The 20,591-nt window shown below is 50.8% G+C and carries 18 protein-coding genes; 12 read left to right on the forward strand and 6 right to left on the reverse strand.

The annotated features are described in order from the left end of the window. Positions 1-26: 26 nt before the first annotated feature. On the reverse strand, positions 27-1,730 hold the full coding sequence (locus ACRQU7_RS01230) for an ABC transporter ATP-binding protein (RefSeq protein WP_444643116.1): 1,704 nt from the start codon (positions 1,728-1,730) through the stop codon (positions 27-29). Continuing rightward, positions 1,727-3,487 carry an ABC transporter ATP-binding protein gene (locus tag ACRQU7_RS01235; protein ID WP_444643118.1) on the reverse strand — a complete coding sequence of 587 codons (1,761 nt, stop codon included), beginning with the start codon at positions 3,485-3,487 and terminating at the stop codon, positions 1,727-1,729. The genes ACRQU7_RS01230 and ACRQU7_RS01235 overlap by 4 nt, the downstream gene beginning before the upstream one ends. A 124-nt stretch (positions 3,488-3,611) precedes the next feature. Between ACRQU7_RS01235 and ACRQU7_RS01240 the strand changes: the two genes are divergently transcribed. Continuing rightward, on the forward strand, positions 3,612-4,586 hold the full coding sequence (locus tag ACRQU7_RS01240; protein WP_444643120.1) for a helix-turn-helix domain-containing protein: 975 nt from the start codon (positions 3,612-3,614) through the stop codon (positions 4,584-4,586). 68 nt (positions 4,587-4,654) lie between these two features. On the opposite strand, the gene ACRQU7_RS01245 is transcribed toward ACRQU7_RS01240, so the two are convergent. Genes ACRQU7_RS01245 through ACRQU7_RS01260 form a run of 4 tightly spaced genes read right to left on the reverse strand, consistent with a single transcriptional unit; the run spans position 4,655 to position 6,961 of the window. Next, positions 4,655-4,924 carry a hypothetical protein gene (locus ACRQU7_RS01245; RefSeq protein ID WP_444643122.1) on the reverse strand — a complete coding sequence of 90 codons (270 nt, stop codon included), beginning with the start codon at positions 4,922-4,924 and terminating at the stop codon, positions 4,655-4,657. 1 nt (position 4,925) lies between these two features. After that, complete coding sequence (gene ribH, locus ACRQU7_RS01250) at positions 4,926-5,393, reverse strand: 6,7-dimethyl-8-ribityllumazine synthase (protein ID WP_444643124.1); 468 nt, start codon at positions 5,391-5,393, stop codon at positions 4,926-4,928. Positions 5,394-5,413: 20 nt separating this feature from the next. Then, the gene (locus ACRQU7_RS01255) at positions 5,414-6,613 is read right to left on the reverse strand and encodes a bifunctional 3,4-dihydroxy-2-butanone-4-phosphate synthase/GTP cyclohydrolase II (protein WP_444643126.1); all 1,200 of its coding nucleotides are present in this window, start codon (positions 6,611-6,613) and stop codon (positions 5,414-5,416) included. 12 nt (positions 6,614-6,625) lie between these two features. Then, positions 6,626-6,961, reverse strand: a complete 336-nt coding sequence (locus tag ACRQU7_RS01260) for a hypothetical protein (RefSeq protein WP_444643128.1) — start codon at positions 6,959-6,961, stop codon at positions 6,626-6,628. 323 nt (positions 6,962-7,284) lie between these two features. On the opposite strand from ACRQU7_RS01260, the gene ACRQU7_RS01265 reads away from it, so the two are divergent. The 11 genes from ACRQU7_RS01265 to ACRQU7_RS01315 all read left to right on the forward strand — a co-directional run bounded on the left by ACRQU7_RS01265 (position 7,285) and on the right by ACRQU7_RS01315 (position 20,584). After that, positions 7,285-9,102, forward strand: coding sequence for a reverse transcriptase domain-containing protein (locus ACRQU7_RS01265; protein ID WP_444643130.1), 1,818 nt, complete (start codon positions 7,285-7,287; stop codon positions 9,100-9,102). A 123-nt stretch (positions 9,103-9,225) separates the two neighbouring features. Then, the gene (locus ACRQU7_RS01270; protein ID WP_444643132.1) at positions 9,226-9,711 is read left to right on the forward strand and encodes a prepilin peptidase; all 486 of its coding nucleotides are present in this window, start codon (positions 9,226-9,228) and stop codon (positions 9,709-9,711) included. Next, entirely contained in the window at positions 9,708-10,481 is a 774-nt protein-coding gene (gene cpaB, locus ACRQU7_RS01275) for a Flp pilus assembly protein CpaB (protein WP_444643134.1), read from the forward strand. The genes ACRQU7_RS01270 and cpaB overlap by 4 nt, the downstream gene beginning before the upstream one ends. A 532-nt stretch (positions 10,482-11,013) precedes the next feature. Next, a complete protein-coding gene (locus ACRQU7_RS01280; protein ID WP_444643136.1) occupies positions 11,014-14,355 on the forward strand; it encodes an S-layer homology domain-containing protein in 3,342 nt (1,113 codons plus the stop codon). Positions 14,356-14,431: 76 nt separating this feature from the next. Then, positions 14,432-15,175 (forward strand): hypothetical protein, encoded by a 744-nt coding sequence (locus ACRQU7_RS01285; protein WP_444643138.1) that lies wholly within the window; start codon positions 14,432-14,434, stop codon positions 15,173-15,175. Beyond that, on the forward strand, positions 15,159-16,607 hold the full coding sequence (locus tag ACRQU7_RS01290; RefSeq protein ID WP_444645650.1) for an ATPase, T2SS/T4P/T4SS family: 1,449 nt from the start codon (positions 15,159-15,161) through the stop codon (positions 16,605-16,607). Before ACRQU7_RS01285 ends, ACRQU7_RS01290 begins: the two co-directional genes overlap by 17 nt. Position 16,608: 1 nt before the next feature. Continuing rightward, positions 16,609-17,529 carry a type II secretion system F family protein gene (locus ACRQU7_RS01295; RefSeq protein WP_444643140.1) on the forward strand — a complete coding sequence of 307 codons (921 nt, stop codon included), beginning with the start codon at positions 16,609-16,611 and terminating at the stop codon, positions 17,527-17,529. A 7-nt stretch (positions 17,530-17,536) separates the two neighbouring features. Then, entirely contained in the window at positions 17,537-18,415 is an 879-nt protein-coding gene (locus ACRQU7_RS01300) for a hypothetical protein (RefSeq protein ID WP_444643142.1), read from the forward strand. A 393-nt stretch (positions 18,416-18,808) separates the two neighbouring features. Then, positions 18,809-19,012 (forward strand): DUF6133 family protein, encoded by a 204-nt coding sequence (locus ACRQU7_RS01305; protein ID WP_444643144.1) that lies wholly within the window; start codon positions 18,809-18,811, stop codon positions 19,010-19,012. 332 nt (positions 19,013-19,344) lie between these two features. Continuing rightward, positions 19,345-19,914: a zinc-finger-containing protein gene (locus ACRQU7_RS01310; RefSeq protein ID WP_444643146.1), complete on the forward strand. Its 570-nt coding sequence runs from the start codon at positions 19,345-19,347 to the stop codon at positions 19,912-19,914. A gap of 67 nt (positions 19,915-19,981) precedes the next feature. Continuing rightward, complete coding sequence (locus ACRQU7_RS01315) at positions 19,982-20,584, forward strand: sigma-70 family RNA polymerase sigma factor (protein WP_326975339.1); 603 nt, start codon at positions 19,982-19,984, stop codon at positions 20,582-20,584. The last annotated feature ends 7 nt before the right edge of the window (positions 20,585-20,591 follow it).

The following is a 20,591-nucleotide window of genomic DNA, read 5'->3' on the forward strand; positions in this document are numbered from 1 at the left end:
AAAGCGTCCGTTTGGAACACGCCGTTCTATCTCAATGTCTGAGACGCCGCCCACATGGCCGCATACTTCCCGCCGGCGGCGATCAGTTCATCATGGGTGCCGGTCTCCGTCACGCAGCCGCCGTCCAATACCAGGATCTTGTCCGCGTGCTTCACAATAGGCAGGGTGTGGGCGATCATCACCACGGTTTTATCGGCATCAAGCAGATTTGTCACAGCCTGCTTCACCAGCAGTTCGTTTTCAATGTCCAGAGAGGCGGTGGCCTCATCCAGCAAAATGATGGGGCTGTCCTTCAGAATGGCCCGCGCCACGCTGAGCCGCTGGCGCTCGCCGCCCGAGAGCCGGTTGCCGTTTTCACCGATCCCGGTGTCGTAGCCCTGTTCCATCGCTTGAATAAAACCGTCACAGTTGGCAAGACGGCAGTCTGCCTCAATGTCCGCATCAGTGGCGCCCGGCCGGGCATAGCGAATGTTATTGCGGACCGTATCGTTGAAGAGGAATACATCCTGATCCACCAAGCTGATATACGACAGTACCTGCTCGGACGGAGCGTTTGCAATGCTGCAGCCGCCGATGGTGACGCTCCCGCGCTGGGGCGCGTAATACTTGGAGATCAGGTTGAGTATGGTGGATTTGCCCGCGCCGGAGTCGCCCACGATGGCGGTAAGGCTGCGCGCGGGAATGGTAAAGCTGGCCCCGCGCAGTACCGGCTCTCCCTCCACATAGGAGAAGTCCACGTCCTTAAACCGAATCTCGGTGCTCTTGGGGGAGAAGGAAGCATCTTCGTCCGGTTCCTCCTCTTCCGCAAGGATGCCGCTGATCTTCTTTTTGGAGATAAGCAAATTGCGGTAGGCTGTCAGGTCAATAAACAGAGTCAGGTTCAGCTTCGCCACAAAGATGGGCAGCATAATCAGTAAAATCACGGCGGCCGGCTCCAGCGTGCCGGAAAGCCAACCCTGCACCGACAGTATGATGGCCGCCGCCAACGCCACATAGCTGCAGAAGACAAAACCGAATCCGATTGGTAGAATTGCCTTTTCATATTCGTAACTGACATTGGAATATTCTCGCATGGCGGCGGTTACCGATTCGTTTTTGGCACCCACCAGCGCATAGGAGCGCAGTGTCTGGCTGCCGGTGAGATACTCGGTGATGGCGCTGACATTTTCCTCCCGAGCCTGATTTTTTCGGGTGCCGTAGATATGTACCTGCCGGATGGACATCGCCATGGCCGGGATAATCAGCAGCGTCGATGTCAGGACGATGAGTCCAATGGGCAGGTACAGGGTGCAGGCATAGAGGCCCACCATAAACAGCAGGATGCAGTATTTAGTGATGTCCGCAGCCTTGTGTGTCAATATCTGCTCGTAATCCCCGACCTCGCTGGTAGCGGCGTTGATATAAAAGCCGGTACGGTTTTTGGTGAACAGGCCCAGTGGGATGCGCTTAAGCTTATCTCCAATAGCAATGCGGATATTCCGGCTTGCATCCGCGCCGCCGGTCTGGCTGCCGGTATAAGCCGTCATATAGAGGATGAGACGAAGCGCAAAAAGCAGCACCAGCATGCCGGTGGCCCGCAATATATCGTCAAAGCCGATGCTTTGGTCAAAGATCAGGTGCAGCACCTGAAACAGCACCAGAAAATTGCAGCCGCCGAGCAAACCCTCGATCACAACGCCCGCAATAGAGGCCTTCAGTTTTCCTCCCATTTTAAAAACATTACGGTTCATGCTTCTTTTCCTCCCTTCAGGCTGTAGCGGATGCTCCGGGCGGCGTTGTAGTCCCGCCAGGCCCCCGCGAAATAGGGATTGTTCTCCCGCATATCGTCAAAGCTGCCGATCCGGCTGATGCCGCGTTTTTCCACCACCGCAATGCGGTCACAGCCCTGGACAATGCCCAGCCGGTGAGCCACAATAATGACGGTTTTCCCCTGGCAAAGATTTTCAATAGCCCGGTCAATCTCCACCTGGTTTTCCGGGTCGGCGGCACTGGTTGCCTCATCCAGAATGAGGATAGGCGCATTTTTGAGAATGGCCCGGGCGATGCAGATACGCTGCTTCTGTCCCCCGGAGAAGCGGGTGCCGTAGCTGCCCACTTTGGTTTCATATCCGTCCGGCAGAGACATGATGAACCCGTCGATCTGAGCCTCTCGTGCCGCGGTACGAACCTCCTCCAGCGTGACGGCACGGTTGCCCATGGCGATGTTTTCAAACACGCTGCCCCGGGTGAGAAAGCTGCTCTGGAACACCACCGAGATGTTCTGCAGAAGCTGCTCGTAGTCGATATCCTTTACATCCACACCCCCGATGGCGATGCCGCCCTCCGATACATCGTAGAACCGGGAAATGAGCTGCACCAGCGTGCTTTTGCCTGCGCCGGACACCCCCACAAAGGCGACCCGCTCACCGTGGGCAATGTGCAGATCCACGTGCTCCAGTACCGGTTCGCCCTCCGTATAGGAAAAGGACATGTTCCTAAGCTCGATGTCGTGCCGTTTTGGAAAGGACCGGCCGTCGCCGAACACTGGGGTTTCCAGGATTTCATTCACCTGATTGACTCCATTGAGCACGTAGGACAAATTGGACCCCAGCTCCTGTAACGGACGGATATCGGTGAGATACTGCGTTCCCACAAAGGCGAAGAGCAGCAGCACGCCGGCGCTGATGGAACCGTGGACGAAGAAATACCCGCCTAGAGGAACAAGAAATAAAATACCGCATTCCAGCAACACCACATAGGCGGCGTAGAGGGGCCCGGTGGCTTTGGAAATGGCGCCCCACATCCTGTGCTGCGCCTCGATGGCGGAGGAATACTTTTTGAAGGACTGCGCGCCCATGTGATAGGCCTTGATGAGGCGCATGCCGTTCACATACTCATGGATGGAGCTGGACAGATTCCCGCTGCTCGCGTTGACCTCGGGCATGAACTTGCCGAAGCGCTGAAACATAAGGGCCATCACTGCGGCTACAAGGAAGATCGGCACAATACTGAGCAGGGCCAGCGCCGCGTTTACCGTGAGCAGATAGAGAAACATAACGATGGGCCCGGAGAGATAGAGCACCAGCTCCGGCAGGTTATGGGCCAAAAACAACTCCAGCTTTTCGATGCTCTCGTTCATCACGTACTTGATCTCGCCGGTGCTGCGTTCATTCAAGGCGCCCAGCGGCATCTTTGCCATATGTTCGGTCACCATGCAGCGCACCCGGAACAGGGTGTTGTAGGCGCCCCTGTGGGAGGCGAGGGTGGCCGCCAGGTTGCAGCACACTCTTACAGCCGTGGCGATGAGTACGATGACCGCCCATTTTAAGGCGAAGGCAAGGTCGCAGGTTCCCAGCACCACGGCGTCGATGATTTTATAAAATGCAAAATAGGGGACGATGGTACTAAGGCTGGACAGCAGAGCCAGAACGATTGAGGCATAGAGATACCGCCGATCTTTTCCTGCCCATTCCAGCAGCAGCGCAAGGCCCTTTTTATCGGATTTCATAGGAAATCCCTCCTTCCATTTGGCCTGACTGTATTGTATATCGGTCGGTTTTCTGGTACAATGTCTTTTAACAGAGTCGGTCTTTTTGTGGTAAAGAAACGTCCGATTGGAACAGGAGGCGTCCATGAAAGAAACGAAAAGCAGTTACTACCGGAAGTTGTTTGAAGCAATGCACTTCAAGCCCTGTCCCGTGCCGGAGGGTTTTCCTGCAGAGGGTGAATGCTGGCAGTTAACAGGCGATGGCGGCGGCGGATACTACTGGGTTTACGAAGCGGGAGACCGCTATAACATCAAAATCCACGACTTCTGGTTTCGGGAGGACACGGTGACGGACATGTCTATCCCGGAATGCCTGAGCGTGACCTGGTATGAATCTATCTCCGGGGAGGAGCTTCAGCCCTACCGGAAGCTGAACTGTCATGTGGTCAAGAGCTTTCTCGGGGGCTATCATCCCTATCGTGCCCTCATTCACCGGGGCGTGCCCATCCGCTCCATCGGCATCGAATACCGCCCGGCCTATTATGAGGCCTATTTAAAGGAACAGTTCGGCGATCTCTACCAGAGTCCTGCCGACGCCTTTCGGAGCCTGGACGAGACAGCTGACTTTCCTGAAATGTCCCGGCTGCTGCGGGAACTGTGGCGATATCAGGGGCAGGGCCTGCCCGCTACTCTTTATTATGATGCCAAGGCAGCAGAGGCACTCTCTCTGGTCTTCGAACGGCACCGGAAGCTAAATGAACGCAGGACAGTGCCTGTCCCAGAGTCGGACCAGGTTATGCTCCAGAGTCTCTCAGCTTACATCGGTGACCATTATGCCGATTCCCTTTCCATCGAGATGCTGGCAAAGATCGCCTGTATGGGTACAACCAAGCTCAAACGCTGTTTCAAAATCTACTTTGACTGCACTGTGGCCGACTACATCCAGCGGGTGCGCATTGACCAAGCGGAGCATCTGTTGGCCTATACCGACCTGCCGGTTGGAGAGGTGGCAAAAGCGGTGGGCTATACCGCCGCAGGGCATTTCGCCGAGCTGTTCCGCAGTGCCAAGGGCATATTGCCCCTGGAATTCCGAAAAGCCATGTGGGAGCGACAAGGATAAAAGTTGTTATTTGGGAATCGGGCGTTTTACCTCTCGATTCCCAAATTTTTTCCCAACACTACTCCTGATTATCTCCATGCGCTGTCTGACGAGAACGTATCATCTCCCGCCAATGATCCCTGCACAAATCTCTTTCCATCTGTGGCAACCCGGGTATCAAGTTTCCCCACTGTCTTTTGCGGAAAAATCAAGCCAGAGCTGATTCCAGTGTCGGAAAAATCTTTGTCGGGGATCAGCCCCTTCCTGACAAGATGCGGATAGCCGAGACGGAAAGCGGGTGCGTAGATGTACAGACTTTCGTGCAAGGTGCCGTCATAATCAAAAATCAGATTCGCCATATCAGCCTTGCATATTTCGAATCAGGTTTACCATTTCAATCGCACCAACCGCACAGTCGAAGCCCTTGTTTCCGGCCTTGGTGCCAGCCCGTTCAATTGCCTGCTCAATATTTTCTGTTGTTAACACGCCAAACATCACCGGAACATCACTGTTCAGGGATACATGGGCAATCCCCTTAGAGACCTCACTGCAAACATAGTCATAGTGGGTGGTGCTGCCGCGAATCACGGCACCAAGGCAGATGACTGCATCGTATTTCCCGCTTTTCGCCATTTTGGAAGCAATGAGTGGAATTTCAAATGCACCGGGAACCCATGCAAGATCAATGCTTTCCTCGCTGACTTCATGGCGTTTCAGTCCATCAAGAGCGCCGCTCAGCAGCCTGCTTGTAATAAATTCATTGAAACGAGCGGCAACAATGCCAATCCGAATGTCCTTGGATACGAGTTTTCCTTCAAAAGTTTTCATGGTTGTAGTCTCCTTTATTCTTAGTAGTTTAAAATGTGACCCATTTTTTTCTGCTTGGTTTTCAGGTAGAATAAATCGTGTTCAGTAGCCTCCATTTGGATAGGAACACGCTCGGTGATTTCTATACCGAAGCCAGAAAGCTGATAAACCTTGTCAGGGTTATTGGTAAGCAAGCGTAATTTCTTTGCACCAAGATCACGAAGAATCTGTGCGCCGATAAAGTATTCCCGCCGATCTCCAGGAAAACCAAGGGCAAGATTCGCTTCTAAAGTATCCATTCCCTGATCCTGAAGCGCATAGGCGCGTAGCTTATTAATGAGCCCAATACCCCGTCCTTCCTGACGCATGTAAAGCAGAATACCCCGTCCTTCTTTTTCGATTTGTGTCATGGCTGCTGCAAACTGCTGACCGCAGTCACAACGCGTGGAGCCAAACGTATCCCCAGTCAGGCATTCAGAATGAACCCGGCATAACAGATTCTCTCCATCACCGATCTCACCCTTGACCAGCGCCACATGATGTTCTCCGTTGAGCTTGCTGATGTATCCGTAAGCCTTAAAATCGCCGTACTTTGTAGGCATAGGGGTACAAGTTACCTGTTCCACAAGCTTATCATTTCTTTTTCGGTATTCCTGAAGGGCTTTTATGGTAATCATTTTAAGACCCCATTTCTGCGCTAGCTCCATCAGCTCCGATGTGCGCATCATAGTTCCGTCCTCCCGCATGATTTCGCAGCAAAGGCCGCATTCTTTTAGCCCGGCCAGCCGCATCAAATCCACAGTGGCTTCGGTGTGTCCGTTTCGATCCAATACACCGTTTCTTTTCGCGCGGAGCGGAAACATATGACCAGGGCGACGGAAATCCTCCGGCTTGGCATCCTCCGCTACGCATTTCAAGGCGGTAATGCTCCGCTCTACTGCCGAAATGCCGGTGGTGGTGTCCACATGGTCAACGGATACCGTAAACGCTGTTTCGTGGTTATCCTTGTTGTCGCTGACCATTTGGGGAAATTGCAGCTTTCGACAAAGCGCTTCGCTCATAGGCATACAAATCAAACCTTTGCCATGAACCGCCATAAAATTTACGTTTTCGGTTGTAGCAAGCTCAGCAGCGCAGATAAAGTCACCCTCGTTTTCTCTGTCCTCATCGTCTGTAACCAGAATGATCTTTCCAAAGCGAAGGTCTTCCAACACCTCTTCGATAGTGCTAAATTCAAACATTTTTGATTCCTCCTAAAAGCCGTATTTTGTAAGAAATCCGGCTGTAATATCGCGGTTTTGCGATCCTCTTCCCATCAGACGTTCCACATATTTGCCGATACAGTCATTTTCCAAATTGACCGAATCCCCAACACGGCGGCTGGATAGCGTTGTTAAGGAAGCCGTGTGCGGTATGATGGAAACACTGAAGCTGTCTTTATGCACCTTTGCCACAGTCAGACTGATGTTGTAAAAGGCATAATTCCACAAGTCATTATGTGGCGAATGAATGCCGAAACGAAACATTGCGTATAAGGATAAAAGCTGGATTGCTTGAACGATAGTCAGAGGTGCTGTATCGAAGGCCATAGCGGAAAATGGCCATTAACGCTATGCGGTTAAAGGTGGTTTCCTATGCCAGTCGGGAAATCACAAGTACCCTTAACCGGCTAACTGCAATAAGCAGAAAATGACGAAAGTCGTATCCGAGAACGCAATAAGCCATGTTTTATCTATCCTAAATGGGGATTGCCTAAGTTGGAATGCAGAATATTCTGCTATAAGATTCAGTCTTTGAATATCCAATATGGCAACGGAGCTCTGGTAGTAGTCCGAGCAAGGAAAAACCTTGTACATGGCGAAGCAGAGCAGATTACTTCAATACTAAAATATTAGAGAGGTGCGTGAGGCACTTGAGAAATCCGATTGAGGTATTGAAAACTCTACAAGAGAAAGCAAACGACAAAGGCTATCAGTTTGAACGCCTGTACCGAAATCTGTATAACGAAGATTTCTATCTTTTGGCATACGGAAACCTCTATAACAAAGAGGGCAATATGACGAGAGGAACGGATAACACCACAATTGATGGGATGGGACTGGAACGCATCCGCAGGTTGATTGACAAGCTGCGGAATGACAGCTATCAACCCTGTCCGGCAAAACGGGTATATATTCCGAAATCCAATGGGAAACAACGTCCCTTGGGCATTCCTTCCGTCGATGATAAATTGGTACAGGAAGTGGTAAGGTTAATCCTTGAAAGTGTGTATGAGAACAATTTTTCCGATAACTCTCATGGTTTTAGGCCCAATAGAAGCTGCCATACTGCGCTGACCCAAATCCAAAGGAATTTCACGGGGGTAAAGTGGTTCATTGAAGGGGACATCAAAGGATATTTTGATACCATCGACCACCGTATTCTGGTGAATATATTGAGAAAACGGGTAAAGGATGAGCGTTTCATCTCCCTGATATGGAAATTTTTAAGGGCAGGATACATGGAGGATTGGAAGTACAATGCGACATACTCCGGTACCCCGCAAGGTTCTGTAATCAGTCCAATACTCGCCAACATTTATCTCAACGAATTTGACTCTTACGTTGAAGAATATATCAATAAGTTCAACAACGGAAAAAAACGCAAAAGTAATAAGGAGTACCGATGGTACTCCAACGAAGCGTCGAAATTAAGAGTTAAATACCGGGCGAAATGGGAAAGCCTTACGACAGAAGAAAAAGGCAGGGCCAAGGCAGGGGTCGAGGAGCTCACCGCGAAGGCCAGGCAGGTCCCGGCAACAAACCCAATGGATTCAAGTTACCGCCGTCTGCTGTACTGCCGGTATGCGGATGATTTCCTCTGCGGCATAATTGGAAGTAAAGCGGATGCCGAAACCATCAAAGCCGATTTTGGGAATTTTCTAAATGACAAGCTCAACCTCGACATGTCGGAAGAAAAGACGCTCATTACACATGCACAGGAAAAAGCATCGTTCCTCGGGTATGAAATCTCTGTATCCAGAAGCAATGATTACAAAAAAATGAGCAATGGGCAGAAAGTCCGTGCATTTAGCGGACGTGTCCGCCTATTCATGCCCCACGCCAAATGGGTAAAGAAATTAGTTGGGTGTGGTGCCATGGAAATTATCCAGAAAGACGGAAAAGAGATTTGGAAGCCCAAGGTGAGAAAAGACCTTATCAACCAAGAACCCATCGAAATTCTTAGCATCTACAACGCCGAAATACGTGGATTGTACAACTATTATTGTTTAGCGAGCAACGTGGCAAAATTGCAAAAGTATTACTACATCATGGAATATAGCATGTATCAGACCTTTGCAATGAAATTCCGCGAAAACTTGCGCAAAACAATCAACAGGCACTCAGTTAACGGTGTGTTTGGCGTCAGCTACGTAACAAAAAGCGGAGATGTTAAGAGAGCCACATTCCTAAAAGGCAGTTTTCCGAAACGAACGGTGAGCTTAGACTTCAAAGACGAAATTCAGTCATACTCCGCAACGAAATATAATCGCCAAAGCGATTTGATCGGACGGTTGCTGAATGGTAAATGCGAGCTTTGCGGTCAGTGGACAAACCATGCAAAGGTTCACCACGTCAGGAAGCTGAAAGAACTGACTGGCAAAAACGAGTGGGAAGAAAAAATGATTCAAATGAACAGAAAAACCTTAGTCGTTTGTGATACCTGTTTTGGAAAAATTACAGGCAAGTAAAAGTAGAGTGTAATTGGAGAGCCGTATACGTCGAGAGGCGTAAGTACGGTTCGGGGGCGAGTATCTGGAAACCTGCCATGGCAACATGGTAAGGCGTCGGGTACTTAGCCTACTATACGAGCCGTGAATAGATGGGAGCTGATCTATTATCTCCTGCTCATTCTATTCCTTGTGACGTTTGCCGTATATGATATGCAGCATAAGCGAGTGCCTGATTTGGCACTCGCTTATTTTTTGCCTTTCGCGCTGTTATCCCTTCCTGTAAACCTTATGGCGGAAGGTGAATCGAGCCTGCCTCCCTGGCTTATGCCAGTTTTAGGAATTCTGTTCGGCGGCGGGACGCTTCTGTTTGAGGCGATCGTAACAAACGGGAGAATCGGAGGCGGAGATATCAAATTGACTGCCATGCTGGGAATTGTGTACGGTCCCTATAACATCCTGCTTGCATTGTTTTTTGCAGCTCTGCTGGCTATACTGTTTGGCCCACTTGAAAAGCACCGCACCGGGAACCGCTTTTTCAGCTCACCCTTTGTTCCGTTTTTGGCCATTGGTTGCTGCGCGGTTACCATTTTAAAATTTATAACAATAGAAGGAGAGAAACTGATATGAAGCTCAATAACCGATTTGTATTCGGCATTATCAGCCTTGTACTGGCAGCTACTATTGCGTTTATCGCAATTCCAACGACAATCTCTAAAACCAATGGGAAGACGGAGATTGTCCGCATCTCACAGCCGGTACTCAAGGGTGCCCAACTCACCGATAAGGACGTGGAACTGGTGGAAGTGGGCGGCTACAACCTGCCGACAAACATTGCCCGTGCGAAAGAAGATGTCGTGGGCAAATATGCCACAGCCGACCTCGCGGCGGGTGATTATATTCTGGCCTCCAAAGTCAGCTTTACCCCCATCACTTCCGACATCCAGTTAAGTAACATCCCGTCCGGCAAAGTGGCGATTTCACTCACTGTCAAGACTCTCGCCAGTGGGCTCTCGGATAAGCTGCAGCCGAACGATATCATTCGTATTTATCACTTTCTTGATGTGGCGGAAGATGTTCCCGAGCTGCAGTTTGTAAAAGTTCTCTCGGTCACCGACTCCAAAGGGGTCAATGTGGACAACACACAGAAACCCACCGAAGATGAGGAAAAGCAACAGTCCGCTACCATCACTGTGTTGGCGAGCCCTGAGCAAGCAAAGGTTATCACCGGTCTTGAAAACGACGGCACCTGCCATGTGGCGCTCATCACCCGTAATAACAGCGAGCTGGCGTCCGAGCTGCTTAAAAAACAGGATGCGTCGCTGTTGGAGCTTTATCCTCCGGCGGCCGGGACCACCGCTGGGACTCCTGATTCGGCACAGCCTGAACCTGAACAATAAAAGTGGAGGAAAAAATATGAGTAAAAAGTCGAAAAGGACGATAGCAATTTTGCTTGCTGTCGCCCTTCTCATTTTAGTTATCGGTATTGTGAGTTGTACCAGCCGGCTGAAAAAGTTGGAGCCCCCGCCTCCAGCTACATCGGAAACGCAAAATTCGTCGTCTGATTCTAACAGTCAAAATCCAGCATCTGATTCAGACGCGTGGGGTATTCATACCGGAGAAGATGGGTCAGAACCAGAGAACAGCGGGGATACCACTCCTGTTGGTGATGTAGATACAAAGCCGGGGAAACCCACTGAAGACAAGACTACATCAAATCCAACAATGCAACCTTCCAAACCTTCGAAACCGGTAAAACCCACTGGACCAGTGAAACCCAATGAACCAGTCAAGCCTACTGAGCCGGCGAAACCTGAGAAACCTCCAGCGCCCACGACCCCGGTACAGCCAACCCCACCCGCGAAACCGGATGATCCAGGCAATTCCAATAATGGCGGGTCAGGCAGCCATCACAGCTACCCTGCTGCCGTGGTGGAGATTATCATCCCGGAATACAGTTATGCCGACAGTGAATTTCAAGTAAAAACGACTTTGCAAAATGTGAAATCATTGGAATGGGCCGTTACCGAGGATGGGAGCGACGCGAAGCAAAGTGATTTTCTAAAAGGCACCCTTGACAAAGACGGCGGTAAAATCACGATCACCAAGCAGGGCAGCTACACGCTGACCGTCACTGCAAAGAATTATGGAGGCAGTACCTACACCTTCACGAAGAAAATTACGATCTATCCCGTGTTTGGCATCACCGTAACTACGGAGCCATATGCCCACACGGACCAGATATTCACCGTCAGCACCACCTTTTCCGATAATGTCACACAGCAGTTGAACTGGCACGTTTACAAGGATGGGAACGAGATGAAGTGGTCGGATGCCGTGACGGGGACGCTCACCAACGTGGGCGGCTCCATCCAAATTAAGGACAAGGGCAAATATACCATTAAGGCTACCGCCTATGACGAAACCAGCCGGGAATTTGCAGGGACGGCGGAAGTTGAGGTGCTGCCGGTCGTGGAAATCAGCCTGCAAGCGCCCGAAACCGCCCACACAGACACCTCTGCGCTCCTTTCCGCAGAAACAAAGGAGCTGGGCGATCTGCAAATCGCTTGGGGCGCGGTAAAGGATGGAAAGGAAGAGAGTTTGTCCGACTGCACCGAGGGTAAGCTGAATAACCTGGGCGGCAGTGTCCGCTTTAAGAAGCAGGGCAATTACGCCATTACCGCCACAGCGACGGACAAATCCGGCAGGACGTTTACCGCGCAAACGGAATTGAAGGTTTATCCTGTTGCAGGTTTTTCCTTTATGCTTCCCTCGACCGCGCATACCGACGAGACGGTCCCGGTTTCCGTGCAGTCGTCTGATTTGCAGGATATGAAAGCCGAGTGGACAGTCCTTCATGACGGAGAGAGGGTACCGCTTTCCGACGTGTTGGAGGGGACGCTGACCAACGAGGGCGGTTCTATCCGGTTCAGGGAGAAAGGCAGCCATGTCCTGAAAGCCACTCTTGTAGACGAAACCGGCCGCGAATACAGCTATGAGGCCGGGACGGTAATCTATCCCGTGGCCGAGACAGGCTTCTATCTACCGTCTATGACCCACACCGATACGGAGGTTGAGGTAAAAACCTCATTCAAGGATACGGACGGGCTGACCGCGATATGGGGCCTGACAAAAGACGGAACGGCGCTTTCGCTGGCTGACGGCTTTGACGGCACACTGAGCGACAGCGGCGGCGTGATCCGCTTTAAATCAGTCGGGGATTATGAACTGACCGCCACAGTAACCGACAGCACCGGCCGCAGCTTTACCTACACCGCGCCGGTCACGGTCTATCCGGTGATCACCGTTTCCATGGAACTGACGAAAGAGGCGCATACCGACCAGACGGCGACGGCTTCCGTGAAACTCGACAATGCCGGTTCTTTGCCCGTTGTTTGGAGCATGAGCAAAAACGGCATCCCAGCGACTCCCGACAATACCCTGACCAATTTGGGCGGCGCGATCAGCTTCACCGAAAAGGGAGAATATACTGTCACCGCCGCCGTAACGGACAAGGCGGGCCGCACCTTCTCGGACAGCAAAACGATCAAGGTATATCCGGTTCCAAAGATTGCATTTGACCTTTCGGGAGCTGTCCATACGGACGATGTGCTGTCGATCAATACTACCCTGACCGATATGGACGGACTGACGGCGGTGTGGTATGTGGACAATACTTACGGTTTTCAGGATTGGGATACCTACATCGACGGCAAGTTGGATAACAACGGCGGCTCTATTCGGTTTATACATGCCGGTGTTTATGATTTGCAGGCACGTGTGACCGACGCAACCGGGCGAGTATTCCTATTTAACAGCGGAAAGGTAGAAGTGCTGCCGGTCCTCTCCCTGGCCTTTGAACTTCCTGCTATCGGCTATACCGATACGCAGATCGACGTGCGAACCAGAGGGAACAACGGTGTCCTGCCGATTGAATGGACTCTGATGAAGAACGGCGAGATTATACCCTTGGATCAGGCGGTAAGCGGCTCCCTTAACGCACAGGGCGGCAAGATCCGTTTCACATCTGCAGGCGAGTACCGCCTAACCGCCAATATGTTTGACGCACTGGGCAGAGTGTTCAGCGCCAGCGAAATGATCAGCGTTTATCCGCTCTACAACTGCGATTTCACTATACCCAGTACCATTCACGCCGGGCAAAACTTTGAAGTTGCACCTGGCAGCGGTGCCAGTCTCGGCGGAAAGGCCATTACTTGGACTGCCGTCAAGGACGGACAAAGCGTTTCCGTATCCGACTATTTTAAGGGTACGCTGACCAACACCGGCGGTACAGTTCATGTGGACGTCCCCGGCAGCTACCAGCTTACCGCCACAATCACAGATGAGCTTGGCAGGTCGTTTTCTCATACGCAGACAATCTTCTTGACCAATACCGCTCCATCCAAACCGACCGCTACGGCCAATGTGAACCGTGCTCAGCAGAGCAACGGGAAATACCTGGTCACACTTATGGTGAACTGCACTGACCCGGACAGCGATCCCATCACCTATGAATATCAAGACAAAGCGGGCGATGATTACTACGCCCTTGGTACGCACACGGTTCAGGTTCGGGCAAAGGACGCTTACGGCGGTGTTTCGGATTGGACGTCCGTAACCTTTACCGTAGCCAATTCCACACCAACAACTCCGGTCATTACGCGAACGCCAAGCGGCAACAGTGTAGCGCCGGGTACTGCGGTCACCATTACCGCTTCCAGCACCGATCCGGACGGCGATGCGATCCATTATGTCTGGGAAGGAAGGCTGGCGGAGACCAGCACCGCCTATCCACTCGGAAAAAACACGGTCAGGGTTAAGGCTGTGGACAGCACGGGAGCAGAATCCCCGTGGGCAGCTATCGTATTTTTTGTTGCGGATCCTACCCACGGCGGTGGTATGATGCTGACCGGTCCTGAATCGGTTATTACTGAGAATGGCATAGAGGGTGCGACCATCACGTCATGGACATTTAACGTCCCTGCTGTCAGTGGGCATACCGCAAATTACGATTACGGTGAGGTCAGTGGTTACAACCAGTTAACAGGGCAGTGGGAGCGCCTTACGAATGTGTCGTTCAACGCTTCGATTGGTTCCTCCTTCGCTGCGACAGACGGCAACACCGGCCGCGTTTACAGTCACAACGGCGTGTATATGTACGGCACTCTACAGCCGGGGATTTATACCAAGCTGCAATTTCGTTATTACACCCCGCACGACTGCATGTATAACAAATCAAACATCACCTATTCCGTGGAATTTTTCTTCGAATAAACCCTTTTTACAGGGAGGATGCCCATTCCGGGTATCCTCCCTGATTTTTTATACAAACACAAGGAGGTATGACCTTATGTCCAAAATTATCGCAGTATGGGGCAATTCTGGCAGTGGCAAATCGGTATTCTGCTGCATTCTGTCGAAAGCTCTTACACGTTCCAAGCAAAAAGCAATCATCATAAACGCCGACTCCAGTGTTCCCATGCTGCCGGTCTGGCTTCCCGAAGAGATCATTGAAACCAGCTCTTCGGTGGGCCAGGTGCTTTCTTCTCTTGATATTGACACCGCACTGGTGGCAAGCCATGTGACAGTACTGAAAGCCTATCCCTTTATCGGGCTTATGGGCTACGCCACCGGTGAAAACCCATTAACCTACCCGGAGCTACAGTACGAAAAGGCCAAGCAACTAATCTATGCTGCGGCAAAGCTGGTGGATTTTGTCATACTGGACTGCAGTTCCAGTATGACAAACCTGTTTACCCCGGCGGCGATCGAGGTGGCCGACCATGTTATCCGCATCCTGACACCGGATCTGCGCGGCGTTCATTATCTGAAAGCGCACCAGCCGCTTTTACAGGACGCCCGGTTCCGGTTTGACAGTCATATGACCTTTGCCGGCGTTGCACGGCCGTTTCATGCCATAGAAGAAATGGATCATCTGATCGGCGGCTTCGACGGTCTGCTTCCTTACAGTAAGGAAATTGATCGCTGCGCTACCTGCGGGGGAATGTTCAAAGCCATTGACTATTGCAGTTCCAAGTATTTGACGTCGCTCAGTAAGGTCATGGAGGTAGTGTGTGATGAACAAACTGAGTGATATCTTCTTCACCGCTGCCAGCGACGAGGGGGTTACCTACGAGCAGATTCTGGAGGATGTGCAGCAATACTGTACGGCCAACCATGCTTCCGAGTTGGCAGGTGATGACAATTCCGGCCAGGCGGTGGCCTTGCTGAAGGAATTTATTGAGCAGTATCTGACCAAACGCCGGTATGCCCTGGAGGGGCTGACCACCACCGAGCTTTGTGACAAGCTGTTTGAAGACATGGCCGGCTACTCCTTCCTCAAAAAATGGATTTATAAGCCCGATGTGGAAGAGGTAAACATCAACGCTTACAACGACATCGAGGTCATTTTCAGCGGCGGCCGCAGTATGAAGATCCCGGACAAATTCACTTCACCCCAGCAGGCTATCGATGTGACTCGCCGTATGCTTTCTGCCTGCGGGATGGTCATCGACGATACCATGCCCTCCATCATCGGATTCCTTGATAAAAACATCCGCATCTCAGTGGATAAAACACCTATTGTGGACCCGGAAGTAGGCATCGATGCCAGCATCCGTATCGTAAATCAACAGACCGTCAGTCGGGAAAAGCTGCTGAATTCCGGCAGCGCCACCGATGAGATGCTGGATTTTCTGACCGCCTGTATTCGGTATGGCGTGTCGATATGTATCGCAGGGTCCACCGGGTCTGGGAAAACCACCATCATGGCGTGGTTGTTGTCCAAAGTGCCAAACAATCGCAGGCTTATTACGGTTGAAGAGGGCAGCCGGGAGTTTAACCTGGTCAAACGGAACAAGGACGGCGAGATCATCAACAGCGTTGTCCATCTGCTGACCCGTCCCCATGAAAACCCAAGTATGGACATCGACCAGAGTTTTCTTCTGGAACGTATCCTGCGCAAGCATCCGGATGTCATCGGTGTGGGCGAAATGCGTTCCGCCAAGGAGGCGTTGGCTGCCGCAGAAGCAAGCAGAACCGGACATACGGTGGTTACCACCATTCACAGTAACAGTGCCTCGGCTACTTATCGCCGTATGATGACTCTGGCGAAAATACGCAACGCCATCGATGATGAAACTCTGATGCAAATCATGGTAGAAGCCTATCCAGTCATCGTATTTACCAGACAGATGGAGGATTGCTCCAGAAAAATCACTGAGATCATCGAAGGGGAGGATTTCGTAGGTGGCCAGCTGAAGTATCGCACCCTCTATCGCTACAACGTGGAGGATAATCGAATTAAGACCACTGTACATACCCGTTCGATACCCTCCTATCGTTTAGAAGAGGCAGCCTCGTTTGGTATCACAGAACTGCAGGACTCTTTTGAAGAGCGGGAGGTCGTAGAGGTAGTCGGGAGACACCAGAAAGTGCTGAATATCTCCGACACGCTAAAAAAGCGATTATTGGATAACGGCATCTCCGCAAAGGAACTGGCTGCGTTCATAAAGGAAGGTGATTGATATGCAATGGGTCTATCTGATTTGCTTTGCATTGATTTCCTTGGGGCTTTTTGCCCTGTTTGGTATCCGTTTAAACGATGTCCTTGCGGCGTTGTCGAGACGCAAATCCGTTACGCTGAGCGATGAACTGAAAGTCCTGACCGGTGCGCCGGCCAAAGGATTTTTTAACCGGGAATCTTATGAGGTCAAGCAGCTCCTAAAGTCGACAGGCCGTGAAAGCAAGTTTGATCTGATCAAAAAATCCTCGCTGATTCTGTTTGCAGCAGGCGCCGTGCTGGCCCTCCTTCTGGACAATGTCTACATGGTTCCGGTTATGGGAATTGGCTTCGCATTGATGCCTGTTTGGTATATCCGCTCCACTGCAAATGTCTATAAAAAGCACCTTAATGAGGAGTTGGAGACGGCAATCTCCATCATCACGACCTCATACCTCAGGACGGATGATCTGGTGCGCGCGGTCAAGGAGAACCTGCCCTTCATCAACCCGCCAGTTAAATCTGGGTTTGAAAGCTTTGTGTACGAAGCAGAAATGATTAACGCAAGCCTGATTTCGGCAATCAATTCTCTGAAAATGAAGGTGCCCAACCAGGTTTTCCACGAATGGTGTAACACACTTATCCAGTGCCAGTCCGACCGCACCATGAAAAATACGCTGCCTGTAACCATTCAGAAATTTTCCGACATTCGGGTGGTGCAGTCAGAGCTGGAGGCCATGATGGATGGCCCGCGCCGGGAAGCCATTACCATGATGTTCCTGGTGGTGGCCAATATACCGCTATTGTATTTTTTGAACAAAGATTGGTTTCACGCGCTCATGTTCTCCACGCCGGGTAAGATTGCCCTGGCACTTTGTGCTGGCATTATCCTCTTCGCCATCACAAGGATCATGAAGCTTTCGAAGCCAATTGAGTATAGGGGGTGACGAAAAAATGATCATGCTTGTTATTCTGGCCTGCACCTTCTTTGGCGTGGCGGCTTATAACCTGAGCTGCGCCTTTGTGGACGTTCCCACCGGAAAGACCTCCAAGGCGATGCTTATGACCCGCAAGCAACACGGGGTGAAAAACGAGAAGTTGCTGGAGGTCTATATCACCCGCATTGCGTCTTACTTCGAGCCGTTTATAAAGCTGGACCGCCTCAAAAGGGCCAAGCTGCAATCGGTCCTAAATATTGCCAGTGTGAATCTGAGCCCTGAGGTTTATGTTCTCAAAGCCTATGTGACCGCTGTACTGACCGCCCTTTGTTCCGTACCACTGTTTTTCATCCAGCCCCTCTTTGCCATGGTTGTAATCGGGCTGGCGGTGACGCTGTGGTTCTCCACTTATTACGCGGCTTTTGATTATGTGAAAAAACGCAAAAAGATACTGGAGGCGGAGATTCCACGGCTTGCGCTGACCATTGCGCAGAACCTGGAGAATGACCGCGACGTACTTAAAATTCTGACATCATACCGCCGCATCGCTGGAAAGGAACTGGGCTATGAGCTGGATCAGACCATCGCCGACATGCGAACCGGAAATTACGAAAATGCGCTGCTCCATCTGGAGGCCAGAGTGGGCAGCACACTGCTTTCTGATGTGGTAAGAGGATTGATCGGCACCCTGCGCGGTGACGACCAGCATATGTACTTCAAAATGGTTTGCTTCGACATGCGGCAAATCCAACAATCCAACCTGAAAAAAGAAGCCGCCAAACGCCCGAAGCAGATCCAGAAGTACTCCATGATGATGCTTTTTTGCATCATCATCATTTACGCCGTGGTTTTGAGTACCGAGGTCATCGGCTCCATGGGCGCTTTCTTTGGATAACGCCGGACCGGCGTTTTTACATAAGCTTTTGAAAAAGGATGGTGACTACCTTGTATCCGACCGGATTTTCTTAGTTCAGCCCCGATCTGGAACGTCGTGAAATGGCTCTTGCCGGTATCGCCAGGCGGGGCCATTCTTTTTGTCTAACCCCAACGATAAGGAGAGCCCTATGAAAAAGCCGGAACATAGGCGCAGGCAGGGGCGGCGCAGATTTCGCCGCCTTCCCTTCGTGACCTTTGAATACCAACAGAGTAAGCTGGCCGCATATCCGGAATGTCCTCTGAGCAATAAAAATAAGTTTCTGCGACCGATCCATCGAGCGTAACCACTTTTATCACTATCCGCTTCAAGCAGGCATTTAAAATATCAAATTATTTTTAGGAGGATAATTTCATGGAACAGACGATCAAAAACCTTTCCAGTAAGGCCAAACTGGCGCTTTGCAATCAGCGCGGAGATTTTTACATCTCAGACGGAGTCAAGGTTATTATTGCCGTTGTTTTGGGTGCGCTGCTTCTGGGTGCTATGACGATGCTCTTTAACGACACCATTATTCCCAAGATCACCAAGGCAATTACGGATTTGTTTGGCAATTAAACCTTTGGGGCGGCTGATACGAAAAAGTCAGTCGCCCCTCTGTTTCTGTTTTTAGGTTTTTAAATGTGCGGTAATGGAGGTGAGATCCTTGTGTCAAAGCAAATGTAAATGGTATCCCTTTCTGCAGGCGGTTCGAGGCAATTGGAGAAACGCTTTGTTCATCAATTGCTCCAACTGTCCTTATCGGCAGCAGCCCTGTCCTGGCTTTTTCCTGGCCGCCGATGCGGAGGGAAAGCCTCTCATCGTGCCTGTAGGTGCACTTCAGGAAATAACCGGGCAGAAGATTGAACCGGAGGAGTGTCACGGTTCCTTAAGCCGGCAGGTTTTTGAGGATGCCTTTTCCCTATACCTGGAATGGTATACGGCAAGCACAGAAAAATGTCCGCTTTGGCAACTCTGCAATGAAAGCATGCAGTGCTGTATCGCTGCAAACGATCGTGACGATTGCTGCTAATACGCAAACGAACTGTAATCGGCTTGTATTGGAGGTGATAATTTTGAAACGAATTCAAATAAAATGTCCTTATTGCGGAGCTCAGGCGGTGCTTCGCCCGGCCAGTGTGGTATATGGCAAGGAGACAAAGTCAAAGGAATCTTATTTATATGTCTGCTCCAGGTGGCCTCAATGTGACGCTTATGTCGGCGCTCACAGGAAGGACCTCAGTCCGATGGGAACGCTGGCAAATGGTGATCTTCGCCATAAAAGAATTTTGGCGCACAAAGCGCTTGAATCTCTGTGGAAAAGCAGCCGAATGGAAAAGCGGCAGGCGTATGTCTGGCTGCAAGCAAAGCTGGGGCTGAACAGCCAACAGACCCATATTGCAAAATTTTCAGAGTTTATGTGCGATCAGGTGATTGCCGTATGTTCAGAGGCAGCGCGGTCACAGCGGCCGGCCGCCTGAACGAATCCAATCAGAAGGGTTGAATCATGAGTTCACACTTTGCTTATTACAAAACGAGGTATCCACCATGAAAAAAGACGTTCCGCTTACTCCCTCCCAGCGGATTCTGGTTGAAGACCATCTATCCGTTGTTGGCTGGGTTATCTTCCATTATATTAAGGTAAACGAAACCATCTATGGCTTTTCATACGATGATCTGTATCAGGAGGGCTGTATCTGGCTTTGCCGGGCTGCAGTCTCTTATGACGCATCCGTCGCCAAGTTTAAGACTTACGCCAAAACTGTTATCCGAAACGGTCTGATCTCCTATTGTCGTACTATGTGCAAAAAGCAAAAGCGGATGCTCTTTCTTACCTGCGAACAGGGCTGGCTTCTGTTGGATGGACAAAAGCTGGCTACCCAAGAAAATGATTTCGATGCAACGTTCTCCTATCTTGAGGTCATTTCCCTATTGGAGCCTTTGAAAAGAGTATACAAGGGTGTTGCCCGATTGGGCATCGAAGCACTGCAATTGAAAGTCCAAGGTTTGAGCGTTTCAGAGATTGCCTGTCATTATGGTGTAAAGCCTTCCCATGTCGGCGCATGGATTTCGCGCGCCGCCCAGAAGTTGCGCGACAATCCGTCCTTTCTCACGGCACTGGATCGGGAATTTTGGAAAAGAAGTCAGTAACGACCAT

The organism is Caproiciproducens puteiluti (genome assembly GCF_052442865.1).
Classification (GTDB): domain Bacteria; phylum Bacillota; class Clostridia; order Oscillospirales; family Acutalibacteraceae; genus Caproiciproducens.